The organism is Limibacillus sp., assembly GCA_037379885.1.
GTDB lineage: Bacteria > Pseudomonadota > Alphaproteobacteria > Kiloniellales > CECT-8803 > JARRJC01.
The window spans coordinates 1-1,913 of the sequence record JARRJC010000125.1; the positions used below are offsets into that span (position 1 = coordinate 1).

The 1,913-nt window shown below is 65.8% G+C and carries 2 protein-coding genes; both read right to left on the reverse strand.

Going from position 1 to position 1,913, the window contains the following annotated elements:
- Positions 1–1,424: sulfate adenylyltransferase subunit CysN (cysN, locus tag P8X75_15255; GenBank protein MEJ1996538.1), on the reverse strand; the 1,424-nt coding region annotated here is incomplete at its 3' end.
- Positions 1,424–1,913 (reverse strand): sulfate adenylyltransferase subunit CysD (cysD, locus tag P8X75_15260; protein MEJ1996539.1); only part of this gene is annotated, 490 nt, incomplete at its 5' end. The genes cysN and cysD, both read right to left, overlap by 1 nt.

Here is a 1,913-nt window from a genome sequence, read left to right on the forward strand (position 1 = left end):
CCGGAAAGACCGGTGAACCATAGACAGCGGGCCGTCGGGTGCTTGAGGCTCGCGCGGGTCTGCTTGTCGACCGCCAGAGCCTGCCAATGGATGTTGGAGGCGCGGCGCAGCGCGAATTCGATCATGCCGGCGCCGACCGTCTCGTTGGTCATGCGGTCGATGAAGATGCAGGCGCCGAGGTCGGGGTTCCGCTCGTAAGGCTCGAAGACCACCTCTCGGTCGAAGGAGACATTGACCACGGCGATGCCATTCAGCGGCACCTGCTTGCCCGCGAGGTGCGCGCCGCTGTTCACGTCCACCAGGTGCTTGATCTCGGTCACGGTGCCGTTGACGCTGCGGCGGCCGATCTTCACCACGTAGCTGCGGCCCGGCAGCATGGCGTGCTCGTGCATCCAGAGCAGCTTTATCTCGAACTGGTCGGCCACTTCCGGCGGGTTGTCCGCCGCCGCGATGACGTCGCCCCGGCTGACATCCACCTCTTCGGCCAGCGTCAGGGTCACGGACTGACCGGCGACGGCTTCTTCCAGATCGCCATCATAGCTGACGATGCGCTCCACCGTCGTGGTGGTCCCGGAAGGCAGGACGCGCACGCTGTCCCCCTTGCGCACGCGCCCGGCGCCGATGCGCCCGGTGAAGCCGCGGAAATCGAGGTTGGGCCGGTTGACCCATTGCACGCTCATGCGCAAGCGGCTCTCGGAGGCCGCCTCGCCGACCTGCACGCTCTCCAGGTAGTCCAGCAGGGTCGGGCCGTCATACCAGGCCATGCGTTCGCTGCGCGCGATCACGTTGTCGCCCTCCAGCGCGGAGAGCGGGATACAGGTGATGCTGGCGAAGTCATGCTCGGCGACGGCGGCGCGGTACTCCTCGGCGATCTCCTCGAAAACCGCCTGGTCGTAGCCGGCAAGGTCCATCTTATTGATCGCCACCACTACATGCCGGATGCCGACCATGGAGGCGATGCGGCTGTGGCGGCGTGTCTGCGTCAGCACGCCCTTGCGCGCATCGATCAGGATGACAGCCACCTCGGCGGTGGAGGCGCCGGTCGCCATGTTGCGCGTGTACTGCTCGTGTCCGGGCGTGTCGGCCACGATGAACTTGCGCTTCTCGGTCGCGAAGAAACGGTAGGCGACGTCGATCGTGATGCCCTGTTCGCGCTCGGCGGACAGGCCGTCCACCAGCAGCGCCAGGTCCAGCTTCTCGCCCTGGGTGCCCAGTTTCTTCGACTCGGCTTCCAGGGTCTTGAGCTGATCCTCGAAGATCAGCTTGGTCTCGTAGAGGAGGCGCCCGATCAGCGTCGACTTGCCGTCGTCGACCGAGCCGCAGGTGATGAAGCGCAGCAGCCCCTTGTCGTCCTGGGCCTTCAGGTATTCTTCGACGCTGTCCGCCGTGATCTCAGGCTGAGTCATGGGTTCGGAGTCGGCCATCAGAAGTAGCCCTCCTGCTTCTTGCGCTCCATGGAGCCGGAGCCTTCGTGGTCGATGACCCGGCCCTGACGTTCCGAGGTCTTGGCGGCCAGGGTCTCGGCGACGATCTCGGCGAGGCTGTCGGCCGGGCTTTCGACCGCGCCCGTCAAGGGATAACAGCCGAGGGTGCGGAAGCGGACCACCCGCATCTCCGGCTTCTCACCCGGCTGGAGCGGCATGCGCTCATCATCCACCATGATCAGCGCGCCGTCACGCTCGACCACGGGGCGCGCCTTGGCGAAATAGAGCGGCACGATGGGGATGTCTTCGCGGTAGATGTACTGCCAGATGTCCAACTCGGTCCAGTTGGACAGCGGGAAGACGCGCATGGTCTCCCCCTTGTTGATCCGCGTGTTGTAGAGGTTCCAGAGTTCCGGACGCTGGCGCTTGGGGTCCCAGCGGTGGCCGGGCGCGCGGAAGGAGAAGATCCGCTCCTTGGCGCGGGACTTC